Origin of the sequence: Anabaena sp. UHCC 0204 (assembly GCF_009711975.1) — a bacterium.
In the GTDB taxonomy this organism is placed as follows: Bacteria; Cyanobacteriota; Cyanobacteriia; order Cyanobacteriales; family Nostocaceae; genus Dolichospermum.
In genome coordinates, this window is record NZ_VIKW01000017.1 from 33,282 (window position 1) to 49,428 (window position 16,147).

Below are 16,147 nucleotides of genomic sequence, written 5' to 3' on the forward strand. Positions count from 1 at the left end.
AAATACATAATTGTAGTTTTCTCTATCCTATCCTGGAAATGATATAAATTAACTTTATTGGGATCATAGAGGATAATAAATAGTGGCTCAATCACAGCAAGATATAGCTAAAAAACTGGCAAGTCTTCCTCCAGAAAAGCGGAATATTTTAATTAAATTACTCAAAAAACAAGGAATAGATCCTTCTAAATTACCTATCATTCCTACCAACAGAGAATTAAACCCAATTCCTTTATCTTGGGGACAGGAAAGATTATGGTTTTTAGATCAGTTTGAAGAAAATAGTGCTACCTATAATCTATTACTAGGAGTAACAATTACTGGCAAATTAGAAATTAATGATTTGCAGAAAGCTTTAAATATGATTATCCAACGTCATGAAGTATTAAGGACTAATTTTCAAGAAATTAATGGAACTGTAGTACAGATAATTAAACCATCAGGAAATTGGCCTTTAATTATCGAAAATTGCCAAGAATCAGAAATTGCTATATATATTCACAAAGAACAGCAAAAACCTTTTAATTTAGCTACAGATTCTTTAGTCCGGGGGACTTTATTAAAAGTATCAAATTCTCAATTTATCTTATTAGTAACTAGACACCATATCGTTTGGGATGGTTGGTCTACAGGTGTATTTTTACAGGAATTATCTACTATTTATCAAGCTTATAGTCAAGGTAAGAATCCTAATTTAGCACCTTTATCTATTCAATATGCAGACTTTTCTCAATGGCAAAGACAATGGTTAACCGGGACAATATTAGAACAACAACTTAATTATTGGCAGGAACAATTAAAAAATGCACCATCACTATTACAATTACCAACAGATAAACCTAGACCATCAGTAATGACTTTTAATGGTAAAAGTCAAGAATTAATTATTAATCAAGAAATAAGCAAAAAACTACAATTATTAAGTAGGGAAACAGGAACAACCCTATTTATGACATTATTGGCTATATTTGCCACATTATTATATCGCTATAGTCATCAAGAAGATATCTTAATAGGTTCACCTATTGCTAACCGTAACCGCGAGGAAATAGAACCATTAATAGGATGTTTTGTAAATACATTAGTATTAAGAGCCAATTTTTCAGAAAATCTCAATTTTACAGAATTACTAAATCAAATTAAGGAAACAACTTTAGCCGCTTATAATCATCAAGATATCCCTTTTGAACAAATTGTAGATGCAGTAAAAGTAGAACGTTCTTTGAGTCATTATCCTCTATTTCAGGTAATGTTTATTTTACAAAATACACCAAATGAATCTTTGGAATTACCTGATGTTACCCTAACACCTTTAACACTTGGCAAGGAAACTACAAATTTTGATTTAACATTAGATATAGAACCAACTGAAAAAGGTTTAGTCGCAACTTGGGAATATAATAGTGATTTATTCGCAGATGTGACAATTACGAGAATGCTATGTCATTTTGAAAATATTTTAACAGCAATTCTTGCCAATCCTCAACTACAAATTAATCATATTTCTTTATTGACAGAAGCAGAGAGAAATCAGATATTATTTGACTGGAATAATACTCAAATTGAATACCCGCAAGAGAAATGTATTCATCAACTATTTGAAAAGCAAGTAGAAAAAACTCCAGAAGCAGTTGCAGTAATCTATGGAAATCAACAACTAACCTACAGAGAACTAAACGAAAAAGCCAACCAACTAGCCAACTACTTAAAAACATTAGGAGTAAAAGTAGAAACATTAGTAGGAATTTGTGTAGAACGTTCCTTAGAAATGGTAATTGGACTATTAGGAATATTAAAAGCAGGAGGAGCTTATGTACCAATAGATCCTAATTATCCAGCAGAAAGAATAGCATATATGCTATCAGATGCCAACGTACAAATATTAATCAGTCAAAAATCATTATTATCATCCTTATCAGCACATCAAACAAAAATAATTAGTTTAGATCAAGATTGGGAAATAATTAATCAACAAAATTCAGAAAATCCAGATAGTGAAATAAAACCAAAAAACCTAGCATATATAATATATACATCAGGTTCAACAGGAAAACCCAAAGGAGTGCAAATAGAACATCAAGGAGTAGTGAACTTTTTAACTACCATGAGTCAGCAACCAGGGATAACAGAAAAAGATACATTAAACGCAGTTACAACAATCTGTTTTGATATAGCAGGATTAGAAATATATTTACCATTAATAGTCGGAGCAAAAGTCATAATAGTAAGTAGAGAAATAGCGACAGACGGAAATAGATTATTAAAGCAAATGCAAGAGTCAGGAGTCACAGTTATGCAAGCGACTCCAGCGACATGGCAAATGTTATTAAGTGCAGGATTATCAACAGAGAAACTAAAGATAAAAGTGTTGTGTGGAGGAGAAGCATTAACAACAGAACTAGCCAATCAACTATTAGGAACAGGAGCAGAATTATGGAATGTATATGGACCCACAGAAACCACAATTTGGTCAACAGTTTCACAAGTTGAGAAAATAAATGATTCAGTATCAGAGGGGATAATCCCCATTGGTTATCCGATTGGGAATACACAAATATATATTTTAGATAGTGATTTACAACCTGTACCGATTGGGGTAGCGGGAGAATTGCATATTGGTGGTGCTGGTTTAGCGAGGGGTTATTTAAAGCGACCGGAGTTAACAGCAGAGAAATTTATTGAGAATCCATTTAATAGCAACAATAAATTATATAAGACTGGGGATTTAGCGCGTTATTTAGCCAATGGTCAGATTGAATATTTAGGAAGAATTGATAATCAGGTAAAGGTGCGGGGTTTTAGAATTGAGTTGGGAGAAATTGAAGCGGTAATTAATGCTTATCCCGACGTAAATCAAGGGGTGGTGATATCCCGTGTAGATAGTCCAGGCAATCAACGATTGGTGGCTTATTTGGTGACGAAAGATGGTTTTGATTTGCCACAGTTACGCGATTTATTGAAGTTGCAATTGCCTGATTATATGATACCTGCGACTTTTGTGGTTTTGGATTCTTTACCTCTGACTCCTAATGGGAAGATTGATAAAAAGGCTTTACCTGCACCGGAAATTGATTTAAGTAAAGAAAAAGAATTTGTTCCTCCCCAAACTCCTACGGAGGAAATGATAGCTAATATCTTCGCAACTGTTTTAAATGTGCAATTAGTCGGTATTCATGATAACTTCTTTGAACTGGGTGGTCATTCCTTACTGGCAACTCAAGTGATTTCTCGTTTGCGAAAAGCCTTTGAGATAGAAATTCCCTTGAAAGAATTGTTTGCTGCTCCTACTGTAGCTCAATTAAGCGATCGCATTGAGTCACTCAGAAATAATCATAGTTTATCCTTAGCTCAACAGCTACAAGCTGTTCCTACTACTCAATTAGATAACCGGGAGATTATCGAAATATGAAAACTATAGAAGAATTTTTATCCAAATTAGCAAATCTAGATGTTAAACTTTGCCTTGAAGGTGAACGTTTACTTTGTGATGCACCTCAAGGCGTTTTAACTCCCGATATCCGCACTCAATTAGCTGCCATAAAACCGGAAATTATTAGCTTTCTTAAACAAGTTAATCTTCAGAAAGATTTTTATCTCCAACCTATTCTTCCTGCTCCCAGAACTGGGGATTTACCTTTATCTTTTGCTCAAGAAAGACTTTGGTTTTTAGATCAATTAGAAGGTCAAAATTCTACTTACAATATCCCTGGAATGTTAAAAATTACGGGGAATCTGCAAATTTCTGCACTTGAGCAAGCATTGAAAGAAATAGTCAATCGTCATGAAGTGCTGCGGACAAATTTTAAAGCTGTCAATGGTACACCCATACAGGTAATTGATGATAAAAAAACTTTTACATTAACCATAGAAGATTGGCAGCATCTCAATAAAACAGAAGCTGATATTCAACTATTTTCACAACAAGAAACAGAAAAAACATTTGATTTAACTACAGATACTCTTTTAAGAGCCACTCTTTTACAAGTATCTAATCATGAATTTATATTGTTGGCAACTATGCACCATATCATCTCTGATGGTTGGTCAATAGGAGTATTTGTTGAAGAATTATCTCACCTTTATCAAAGTTATATTCAGGGTAAAAATTCTTCTTTACCTAAATTACCAATTCAATATGCAGACTTTGCAATATGGCAAAGACAACGGTTGAGTGGAGAAATTTTAGAAACTCAAATAAACTACTGGAAACAGCAATTAGCAAATGCACCTGCTTTGTTACAATTACCCACCGATAGACCTAGACCTGCGGTAATGACAAATGCCGGCAAAAGCCACAGATTTACTATTAATTCCGAATTAACTCAGCAATTGCAAAAACTCAGTAGGGAAAACGAAACAACCCTATTTATGACATTACTGGCAGGATTTTCTACATTATTATATCGTTATAGTTATCAAGAAGATATTCTCATCGGTTCACCAATAGCTAACAGAAATAGAGGGGAAATAGAATCCTTAATTGGTTGTTTTGTAAATACATTAGTATTAAGAACAAAATTTGATAATAATCCTAGTTTTCAAGAATTACTAAATCAGATAAAAGAAATAACATTATCGGCATACTCTCATCAAGATGTACCTTTTGAGCAAGTGGTAGAAGTTCTTAAACCAGAACGTTCTTTAAGTCATTCTCCTTTATTTCAGGTGCTATTTATTTTACAGAATGCACCAATGGAAAATTTAAAATTACCTGGAGTAAATATAAAAATATTCTCATCAGATATAGTTAGAGCTAAGTTTGATTTAACTTTATCAATGATGGAAACTGAGAAAGGATTAATAGCATCTTATGATTATAACAGCGACTTATTTGATGAAAGAACAATCATAGGAATGGCAGAACATTTCCAAAACATATTAACAGCTATAGTTAAAAATCCTCAAATACAAGTAAATAAAATTCCCTTATTAACAGCCACAGAAAAACAGCAATTATTAATAGACTGGAATAATACTCAAGTTGAATATCCCCAAGATAAATGTATTCATCAGTTGTTTGAAGACCAAGTAATTAAAACCCCTAATGCTGTTGCAGTAGTATTTGAAAATCAACAACTAACTTATCAAGAACTAAATCAAAAAGCCAACCAACTAGCAAATTACCTAAAAACATTAGGAGTAAAAGCAGAAACATTAATAGGAATTTGTGTAGAACGTTCCCTAGAAATGGTAATTGGATTATTGGGAATATTAAAAGCAGGGGGAGCTTATGTACCAATAGATCCCAACTATCCAGCAGAAAGAATAGCATATATGCTATCAGATGCCAAAGTACAAATATTACTCAGTCAAACAACATTATTATCATCCTTATCAGCAAATCAAACAAAAATAATTAGTTTAGATCAAGATTGGGAAATAATTAATCAACAAAGTTTAAAAAATCTAGATAGTGAAATAAAACCAAAAAACCTAGCTTATGTAATATATACATCAGGTTCAACAGGAAAACCCAAAGGAGTGCAAATAGAGCATCAAGGAGTAGTGAACTTTTTAACTACCATGAGTCAGCAACCAGGGATAACAGAAAAAGACACATTAAATGCAGTTACAACAATCTGTTTTGATATAGCAGGATTAGAAATATATTTACCATTAATAGTTGGTGCAAAAGTCATAGTAGTAAGTAGAGAAATAGCGACAGACGGAAATAGATTATTAAAGCAAATGCAAGAGTCAGGAGTCACAGTAATGCAAGCAACTCCAGCGACATGGCAAATGTTATTAAGTGCAGGATTATCAACAGAGAAACTAAAGATAAAAGTGTTGTGTGGAGGAGAAGCATTAACAACAGAACTAGCCAATCAACTATTAGGAACAGGAGCAGAATTATGGAATGTATATGGACCTACAGAAACCACAATTTGGTCAATGGTGAAGCAAGTTGAAAAAATAGATGATGTAGCAATAATACCCATAGGAAAACCCATAGCCAATACAGAACTTTACATTTTAGATAGTTATTTAAAACCAGTACCCATAGGAGTATCTGGAGAATTGCATATAGGAGGAGATGGGTTAGCGAGAGGATATTTAAACCGTCCAGAGTTAACAGCAGAAAGATTTATTAATAGTCCATTTAATCCTGAACAAAAAATATATAAAACTGGAGATTTAGCTAGGTATTTATCAGATGGTAATATAGAATATTTAGGCAGAATAGATCATCAAGTGAAAATACGTGGGTTTAGAATAGAATTAGGAGAAATAGAAGCAGTAATTAATGATTATATCCAAATAAATCAATCAGTAGCAATTGCTAAAGCAGATAAATTAGGCAATCAAAATCTCGTAGCTTATTTATTAGTAAAAGATGGTTTTGAATTACAGGAATTAAGAAACTTCCTGAAATCTCAATTACCAGATTATATGATTCCTAGTGGTTTTGTAATCTTAGAATCATTTCCCCTTACTCCCAACGGTAAAATTGACAGAAAAGCCTTACCTGAACCTGAATTTACGAGAGAAAATTTACAACAAAGCTATCAAGCACCTCGTACAGCATCAGAAGTAATATTATGTGAAATATTCTCAGAACTATTAAATATTAATCCCGTAGGAGTCCAGGATAACTTCTTTGATTTAGGTGGACATTCATTATTAGCTGTGCGGTTAATGGCTTTAATTCAAGATAGATTTAAAATTAATTTACCTTTAGCAATTTTATTCCAATCTCCCACAGTAGAACAATTAGCATTATTAGTGGATGATCCTAATTTTAATGTTTCTAGTCCTACATTAATTCCTATTCAAAGCAAAGGCAATAAGCTACCTTTATTCTTTGTTCCTGGTGCTGGTGGTAACGTGATTTATTTAAATAGTTTAGCCCAGTTTATCGGTACAGAAAGGCCATTTTATGGATTACAACCAAATGGTTTAGATGGACAAGGAAAATTAGATGAATCTGTAGAAGCAATGGCTTTTACCTATATTCAATCTATGAAACAGGTACAATCTGAAGGTCCTTATTTTATTGCCGGTCATTCCTTTGGGGGTTGGATAGCTTATGAAATAGGTAGACAATTGCTCCAGAAAGGGGAGAAAGTTGGTTTGATATTTGAGGTAGATACACTTGCACCTAAACCTAAAAAATATCATATTCCTAAACACATGGAAGAGTGGCAATGGTTAGAAATGACTCTTAATCAAGCGGAAGGATTATATGGAAAAGAGATAGGAGTAAAGGGTGAAGAGTTACAGCAACTTAATTCTGAAGATGAGCAATATGCTTATGCTTTAGATAAACTGATTAAGGCTGGTATTTTACCCCCAGGAAGTTTGGTGAGGCAGCTACGGGGGATTATCAAAGTCTACAAGGCCAATAATGAAATAGAATATGTTGTGAAGGAAGATGAAGGAGATAAATTACCGATAGTATTATTTCGTTCTCAAGGGGGATTTACAGAAGAGGTTTCAGCGGTAAAAGAAGAGTGGTTTGCACGGGAAGATTGGGGTTGGCAAGAGTACGCAAGTATACCATTAGCGGTGGAATGGATACCAGGAGATCATCACACAATGATGGCTGTTCCTCATGTCGAAATCCTTGCCCAAAAATTTCGCCAATATCTGGATTAGTAAAATGTTGCTGTGCTTGAGAATTGAAAATTTCGCCTTGATTGATCATCTGGAATTGGATTTTGGATCTGGTTTGAATGTGTTGACGGGGGAAACCGGCGCAGGAAAGTCAATTATTTTGGATGCGATTGATGCGGTTTTGGGTGGTAAAGTTTCTAGTCGGGTGATTCGGACTGGCACAAATAGAGCGATCGTAGAAGCGACTTTTAGCGTCACTCCACCTCTAGCCGCTTGGTTAAGTGAGCAGGAAATTGATTTAACTGATGATAATGTGGTGATAATTAGTCGAGAAATTACTACTACTACCAGTAATATCCGCAGTAGATCACGGGTGAATGGGGTGCTGGTAAATCGTCAGTTAATGGGAGGATTGCGGGACAGTTTAGTAGAAATTACGGCACAAGGGCAAACTGTACAGGTGGGACAATCAGCCCAAGTTCGAGATTGGTTAGATTTGTATGGTGGTGATTCTGCTTGGCAAAAACGGCAAAATGTGGCTGCTGCTTATGGTGTGTACCAACAAGCCCGGCAAGCACTAGAAAAACGCCGGATATCGGAACGGGAACGACTGCAACAATTGGATTTACTCACCTATCAAGTGCAAGAATTGGGTGCAGCAAATCTTGATGATCCCCAAGAACTGGAACAATTAAATCAAGAACGGGAACGCCTCAATCATGTTGTTGATTTACAACAAATGAGTTACAAAGTTTATCAGGCTTTGTATCAAGATGAGCAGGAAAGTCGGACTGCTGCTGATTTATTGGCAGATGGTGAGATGACATTAACTCACATGGTGGAGTATGATTCTCAACTACAATCTTTATTAGAATTGGTGCGGGATGCGATCGCCGCAGTCATGGAAGTGGGTAGACAAATTAATGCTTATGGAGAAGCTTTGGAAGCTGATCCTCAACGGTTGGAAGAAGTGGATGAACGGATACGGGAATTAAAACAAATTTGTCGTAAATATGGCCCAACTCTGACGGAAGCGATCGCCTATTATGAAGTTATTCAAGGTGAATTAGCTGCATTAAATGATAGTGAACAAGCTATAGAAACTTTAGAACAACAAGAACAATTATATTTACAAGAACTCCTGCAAGTTAGTCAAAAATTAACCCAATTACGTCGGCAAACTGCGGCTCATTTAGAATCTCGTTTATTAGCCCAACTCAAGCCTTTAGCCATGGATAAGGTGAAATTTCAAGTGGAAATTATGCCAATTGCTCCCACAGCTACAGGTGCAGATAAAATTACTTTTATGTTTAGTCCTAACCCCGGAGAACCTATTCAACCATTAACAGAAATTGCTTCTGGTGGGGAAATGAGCCGATTTTTACTAGCATTAAAAGCTTGTTTTAATCAAGGGAATGAAGTAGGAACAATGGTATTTGATGAAATTGATGTGGGTGTTTCTGGTCGAGTTGCCCAAGCGATCGCGGAAAAATTGCACCAACTCAGTCAAGGACATCAAGTATTATGTGTAACCCATCAGCCTCTAGTTGCAGCTATGGCAGATCGTCATTTTCGAGTTGATAAATTAGTGATTAATAAACCTAGAAATAGTCATGATGAACAGCGGACAGTTGTCAGGGTGACAAGTTTAGATAATTTAACTACCCGTCGAGAGGAATTGGCACAGTTAGCCGGTGGGAAATCTGCAAATGAAGCGATCGCTTTTGCCGAATCTTTATTATTACAAGCTGCTAATCATCGAGAAACTACACAACCACAATAAGTTAATACAGGTTGATTACCTTTCCTGTTGCAAATAATACAACAAAAGCATTAAGATTAAACTAGCCATACACCTTTTTATCCTTAGTTTAAATCCCTGTTCCCTGTTCCCTTGCCCCAACGACAATTTTTAACACACACCTATTTATATGAATACAATTTTGATCATTGAAGATGAGCCTCAAATACGAGAAAACATTCAGGAAATTCTCGACCTTCAGGGGTTTGCCACAATCACCGCAGAAGATGGATTGGAAGGGTTACAAATGGCTGAACGCCATCAACCAGATATCATTATTTGCGATTTGATGATGCCACGATTAGATGGATATGGAGTGATTAAAGCATTGCGTCAACAGCCATTGACTGCGGACATTCCCTTGGTTTTTCTTACTGCTAAAGCAGAACATCGTGATTTGCGTCAAGCAATGGAACTGGGTGCAAATGACTATTTAACCAAGCCGTTTGAACCCAATGAACTCATTCGGGTAATTTCGGTTCAACTAGAAAAACGCCAAATAGTTGCTCAACGCTACAGTGGACAGATTAAACAGATGGAAGATCAGATCAATTATCTGACTCGTCATGATAGCTTGACTGGTTTACCCAATCAATTTTTCTTAGAAGAGTATTTCAATCAAACTCGTCTTCAAGTCTACAATCAAAGTCAATTTTTACCCCTATTATTGATTGATATAGAAATTCTCTACCGGACTAAATTATTCTTTGAACCAAGTTTGAAGAACTTGTTAATTAAAACTGTAGGGGAACGATTAAATCAGTTAAATTCCCAAGATCAGATTATTGACTTAATTGCTTACTTAAAAACCGACCAACTAGCATTGCTATTAAAGCCAGTTCAAGACAGTAAAATCGCTGCTAATATTGCTTTACAAATTTTAGAAAATTTATCACAACCATTAATTATCAATAATCAGGAAATCTCTATTCAAGCTAAAATTGGTATTGCTTGTTATCCCAATGATGCGCTGCAATTAGGAGAACTATTGACTCATGCAGAAGTTACTCTAGAGCATTATAAACAAGAAAATAAAACTTACTATTATTTCTACAATCAAGAAATACTAGATATTGTTTTTAGAAAAGTAATTTTAGAAACTGACTTTTGGCAGGCGCTGGAAAGGAATGAATTTCAGCTTTATTATCAACCTCAAATGAATATTCAGACAAAAAAGGTTGTCGGTATAGAAGCATTAATTCGTTGGCAACATCCAGAATATGGAATGATTTCTCCCGCAGAATTTATTCCTATGGCTGAAGAATCAGGCTTTATTATTCCTTTGGGAGAATGGGTTGTAAAAACAGCTTGTTCACAAGTAAAAAAATTACAATTAGAAGGCTTTGGTAATTTAAATGTGGCTGTTAATATATCAGCTTATCAGTTTAGACAAGAAAATTTTCTTCAACGTATTCATGATATCATTATTGAAGCAAATTTCAATCCAGAACTATTAGAGTTAGAACTGACTGAAACTGTATTTATTCAAGATATTGAAGTAGTAAAAAGCCAAATAGAAGAGTTGAGGAATTATGGCATTAAATTATCAATTGATGATTTTGGTACAGGATATTCATCTTTTAAATATTTACAAGAATTATCTTTTAGCCACTTGAAAATAGATCGTTATTTCATTAGCAATATTGACAAGTTGGAAAATAAGCAATCAATTGTTAAAAGTATAATTCAGTTGGCAGATAGTTTGAAGATCAATATTATTGCCGAAGGAGTAGAAACAAATGAAGAGTTAAATTGGCTCAAACAAAATCATTGTTCTATGATTCAAGGATATTTTATCAGTCGTCCTTTAACAATAGAAGACTTGAAGACATTTTTACTAGCCAATCATTAAAACATCAGAACCCCATTTATCTATCAATCAAGGAAACAAGGAAAATAACATGAAAACTATTTTAATTATTGAAGATGAAACTCAAATTAGAAATAATATCCGAGAAATATTGCACCTATCAGACTTTGATACACTCGTTGCTGAAAATGGGTTACAGGGTTTGGAATTAGCTAAAAATAAACATCCTGATTTGATTATTTGTGATTTAATGATGCCTGAATTAGATGGTTATGGTGTATTAACTCAATTGCGTCAGAATAGTTCTACAGCAACAATGCCTTTAATTTTCTTAACTGCTAAATCAGAGTGGTCAGATGTACGCCGAGGCATGGAACTTGGTGCTGATGATTACCTAACTAAGCCTTTTCAACCTCATGAATTACTACAAGCAATTACTGCTAGACTTGATAAAAAATCTATAGCTGACCAACAAATTCAACAAAAATTAAATGATTTAAGCAGTGCTATAAGTCACTCACTTCCCCATGAAATTAATACTCCTCTCAATCACATTATCGGATTATCAAATTTATTGATTCAAGAGCAGGGAATGCTTGCTAATGAGGAAAATTTAGAAATGCTAAATTTAATTCATCAAGCAGGTTTAAGAATACATAAGCTGACTCTTAATTTCCTGATGTATGCAGATATGGAATTAATATCATCTGATCCTGCAAAAATTGCAGCAATTCGCAATAATGGAGTCAAAAGTTTTGTCAAATCAGATATTGAAAATGTAGCTGTAAAAATTGCCCAAGAGTCCAATAGATTAGCAGATTTAAGTATAGAAATATCTGATGCAATGGTCAAAATTTCTCCAGCCAAATTGAGTAAAATTGCTGAAGAAATAATTGATAATGCTTTTAAATTTTCCCAGCCAAATACACCCATAAAAATCATTGGTCATAGCATTGAAAATACCTTTCATTTGTATATAATTGATTACGGTAGAGGTATGACTCACGAGGAAATTGCTAATGTTGGGGCCTATGTCCAATTTGGGCGTAAAATTTATGAACAACGGGGTTCTGGTTTAGGACTATTAATTGCTAAAAGGTTGGTGGAACTCCACGGAGGAGAATTTTCAATTGAAAGTATATATGGGAAACAAACAATTATTAGGATTGTTCTTCTCCAGTAAATTAAGTAGGTTGGCGTTAAAAATTGTCGTTATGACAAGACAAGGGAACAGAGAGCGGCGCGGTCTTGGGGTCTCCCCAAGTGGAGCGACTGCGGAGGAACAGGAAGAAGAGAGTTTTGGGCGATTTTACGGCTCTTCACATACCTTTAAATTTTTCTGTTCACCTACTTATCTAATTTATAAAGGGATGTTTTGAAAAGGAATACTAACTGTAAATGTTGTTACTTTTCCTAATTGGCTATCTAAACTAATTTTACCTTTGTGCAAATCCACACATTTTTTAACTATGGATAATCCTAAGCCTGTTCCCGAAATATTACCAACATTTGAGCCTCTGTGAAAAGATGCAAATAAATTAACTTGATCTGCTTCAGGAATGCCGATGCCATTGTCACTAATTTTAAATATCAGTTGATTATTTTCTTGAGTCAAACTCAAATTAACTAAATAAGAATCAGGAGAATACTTAATAGCATTAGTAAGTAGATTGGTAAGAATTTGCCGTAACAGTTTTTTGTCGCCTTGAATAATTAGAGAATTGTCAATAATTTCTGCGCCTAAATCTACCGAGAAATTAATTTTATGTTGGGTACTTTTAGCTTCTATTTCCTCTTTGAGATGATCACAGAAAGCGATGATATCTAATGCTTCTAAATTTAATTCTATGATCTCAGCTTCAGTACGATTAATCATCAATACATCATCAAGGATTTGGGTTATATGCGTGATAGTGTTTTGGATTGTTTGTAGATGTTCCTGTTTTCTTTCTGGGGTGAGGCGATCGCTAAAATTTTGCAAAATCCCTGATGATGAGGAAATAATAGCTAACGGTGTACGAAACTCATGGGATGCCATGGTAATAAAGCGTGATTTTAATTGGTTTAATTCCTTTTCTTTTTCTAGAGATGCTTTTAATTCTGCTGTCCGTTCAGCAACTCTATTTTCCAATTTCTCAGTCAGTTCCATAAGTTGTTGGTTCTGAATTTCCAAAGCTTTGCTCAACTGGCTTAATTGCAAATGTGTTCTTATACGAGCAAATAGTTCTTCTTCTTGAAATGGCTTGGTGATATAGTCTACAGCACCTAAATTTAAACCTCTGACTTTATCAACAGTATCTATTAAAGCCGTCATAAAAATTATTGGAATTGACTGAGTGAGAGGATCGGCTTTCAATTGCTGACAAACTTCAAAGCCACTAATATCAGGCAACATAATATCTAGAAGGATTAAATCAGGAATACTGAGATGGACTTGCTTGATGACATTTAAACCCTCTACTTCAATGCGAACGTTGTAACCTCTGGCACTTAAAGCATGATCAAGAATTTCTAAATTGGTGGGATTGTCATCAACTATTAAAATCGTGGCGCACTCAGGTAAATTTTCCAACATCTTTAACTCATTCTTTAATTGGATACTATTGTTTCTGTTGATTGTTCATTTATGGCTTCTTGCAGAAACTCACGAACTTTAACAATTTTATAACCACGCAGCATTAGAGCAATTTTATCTACAAAGTGGCGGTATTTTTCACTTTTTTGAACTAGCACTTCTAGCTCTTGCTGCATTGCTTTAATTTGTCCTTGCATGGCATATTCTAATAATGTACTTAAATCAGAGGCTGGAGGAACAAGTATTTCTGTATTTATATTGTCCTCTGATGATTTAGCATTGATTGTTTCTGACTCTGTATACATCCAATCCAGATGGAGATATTGAGCTAATATACGATAAAGTTCTTCTGCTTGTACTGGTTTAGGTAAGAAATCTTGTCCACCGACTGACAAGCTGGCTTGACGATCAGCATCCAATACACTAGCAGAGGAAATAATCACAATGGTGTTTTGCAATTCGGCTAATTGACGTAATTGGATCAGCATTTCCCACCCATCCATAATTGGCATTTTCAGATCAGAAATGATCAGATCAGGAGGATTTGCTAATGCCTTTTCTAAAGCTTCTTCCCCATTTTTTGCTTCTATAATGATAAAACCCAAGGGAGTAAGCAAACTCATAAGTACAGAGCGATTTTCCCAGCGATCATCAACTACTAAAATTTGCTTACGCTGTCCAGAATATCCGACAATTCGCCCCAGGTTTGTGATAGTGTTAGCTTTAGCCCAATCATCTGCTAAAGGACACTGGAGTTCAAATTCAAATATACTCCCAATTCCCAATTGACTGCGAACTTGCAGACTACTACCCATCATTTCTACAAAATTTTGACTGATAGCTAAACCTAAACCAGTTCCTTCTGCTTGTCGTTTTGATGTTCCTACTTGTTCAAAGGGCAGAAAAATTTTTTCTAGTTGATCTGAATTCATCCCAATACCTGTATCTTCAATTTGAAAGTGGAGTTTGACGGTAGATACAGAATTTGTAGATGATGTAAATGATTCTGTTATATTTTCACTAAGAATAACTCTAAAAATGATTTTTCCTCTATCTGTAAACTTGATGGCATTACCTAAAAGATTGAGTAAAATTTGTCTAACCCGCTTTTCATCAACAATGACTCCTGATGGTAGATTTTCTGGTGTTTGGTAAATAAAATCGAGACTTTTTTGCTCGGCTTTGATCTGTGCAACTGCTACTACCCCTTGTAATAAAGATGGTAAATAACAAGGTGCGGGGTAAAGTGCCATTTTTCGAGCTTCAATTTTGGCAAGATCGAGGACATCATTAATCAAGGTAAGTAAGTGAGCGCCACATTCATAAATTACCCCAACTCCCCGTTGTTGTTCTGAACTTAGTGCTGTGCGGGTGAGGATTTGAGCATAGCCTAAAATGCCATTTAGAGGTGTACGTAATTCGTGGCTCATGTTGGCAAGAAACTCGCTTTTAGCTTGATTTGCCGTATCTGCTACTTCCTTGGCTACTTCTAATTGCTGGGTATATTCTTGCTGTTCTTGTAGCAGTTGTTTAACTCGTTGAATCAGTTGGTTTAAAGATATAGCTAGTATGCCGGTTTCATCGTTGATATCTGTTGGTAATTGCAGATCAAAATTTGATTCGCGGGTGACTTGTTGAGCTATGTTTGTGACAGATTGAATGGGTCGGGCGATCGCTCGACTGATGTAGAATGCCAAAATAATAGCGATCGCAATTGATAGTCCTAGCCCAATAATAATAATTTGGGTGCGTAATTGTTCGGCTTTGAGAAGAGCTAATTCTGCTGCACCTTGTCTTTCTACTGATTGTTCATAAAAACTTCTTAACTGATCTGGAAATTCGATAAAAGGAACAAATTCGGGACTTTTGACTATTGCAACTACTAGCTTTTCTGCTTGTGCTGCTCCCTCTGGAGTCGTTGTCAGTGGCTGAATTTCTTGAGTAAATTCTCGTGCTTTTTCTGCAAATTTACTAACAGTTAATTCATACTTTTCTAGTAAAGGTTGTAACCCCTCTAGAGTTACTGGTTTCCCTGATTTATTGTGATTATGAAGCAGCAATCGGATTTTTTCCACCCGATTAATTAATTTGCTACTTTCGCGTTTAAAGGCTTCGGGATTTTGTAAATATGGTGAAAGTTGTTTGGCTGGCCGATTGTACAAAACATCAACCTGCAATGTACTCAGCAGGTTACGCTCTTTTGAAGCTATTTGACTGGCTTGTAAAGCTTTCTGTTGATAATAGTTACCTACAGTTAGTCCAATGATAGTTCCCCCTAGTGCTATTCCTAGAGATACTGCATACCCATAAATAATTTTGTTTTTAATACTCATAAGACCTCACGGTATGGGGGAAACTCAGTGCTGCTACTAGCTCTAGCCATAAGTCATTTTTTAGTATTTACACT

Annotated in this window: 7 protein-coding genes; 5 read left to right on the forward strand and 2 right to left on the reverse strand. The window is 35.1% G+C overall.

Features of this window, described 5'->3' with window-relative positions:
• The first annotated feature begins 82 nt into the window (after window positions 1–82).
• From FJR04_RS14865 to FJR04_RS14885, 5 genes are all read left to right on the forward strand, one after another.
• Window positions 83–3,409 (forward strand): non-ribosomal peptide synthetase, encoded by a 3,327-nt coding sequence (locus tag FJR04_RS14865; protein WP_168496076.1) that lies wholly within the window; start codon window positions 83–85, stop codon window positions 3,407–3,409.
• Window positions 3,406–7,596 carry a non-ribosomal peptide synthetase gene (locus tag FJR04_RS14870; protein ID WP_168496078.1) on the forward strand — a complete coding sequence of 1,397 codons (4,191 nt, stop codon included), beginning with the start codon at window positions 3,406–3,408 and terminating at the stop codon, window positions 7,594–7,596. The genes FJR04_RS14865 and FJR04_RS14870 overlap by 4 nt, the downstream gene beginning before the upstream one ends.
• A gap of 4 nt (window positions 7,597–7,600) precedes the next feature.
• Window positions 7,601–9,337: a DNA repair protein RecN gene (gene recN, locus FJR04_RS14875; protein ID WP_168496203.1), complete on the forward strand. Its 1,737-nt coding sequence runs from the start codon at window positions 7,601–7,603 to the stop codon at window positions 9,335–9,337.
• Between the two features lie 148 nt (window positions 9,338–9,485).
• Window positions 9,486–11,207, forward strand: a complete 1,722-nt coding sequence (locus FJR04_RS14880) for a bifunctional diguanylate cyclase/phosphodiesterase (RefSeq protein ID WP_168496080.1) — start codon at window positions 9,486–9,488, stop codon at window positions 11,205–11,207.
• A 49-nt stretch (window positions 11,208–11,256) separates the two neighbouring features.
• Complete coding sequence (locus tag FJR04_RS14885) at window positions 11,257–12,348, forward strand: response regulator (protein WP_168496082.1); 1,092 nt, start codon at window positions 11,257–11,259, stop codon at window positions 12,346–12,348.
• A 177-nt stretch (window positions 12,349–12,525) separates the two neighbouring features.
• On the opposite strand, the gene FJR04_RS14890 is transcribed toward FJR04_RS14885, so the two are convergent.
• Window positions 12,526–13,740 (reverse strand): hybrid sensor histidine kinase/response regulator, encoded by a 1,215-nt coding sequence (locus FJR04_RS14890; RefSeq protein ID WP_168496084.1) that lies wholly within the window; start codon window positions 13,738–13,740, stop codon window positions 12,526–12,528.
• 14 nt (window positions 13,741–13,754) lie between these two features.
• A complete protein-coding gene (locus tag FJR04_RS14895; RefSeq protein WP_168496086.1) occupies window positions 13,755–16,073 on the reverse strand; it encodes an ATP-binding protein in 2,319 nt (772 codons plus the stop codon).
• Window positions 16,074–16,147: the final 74 nt, after the last annotated feature.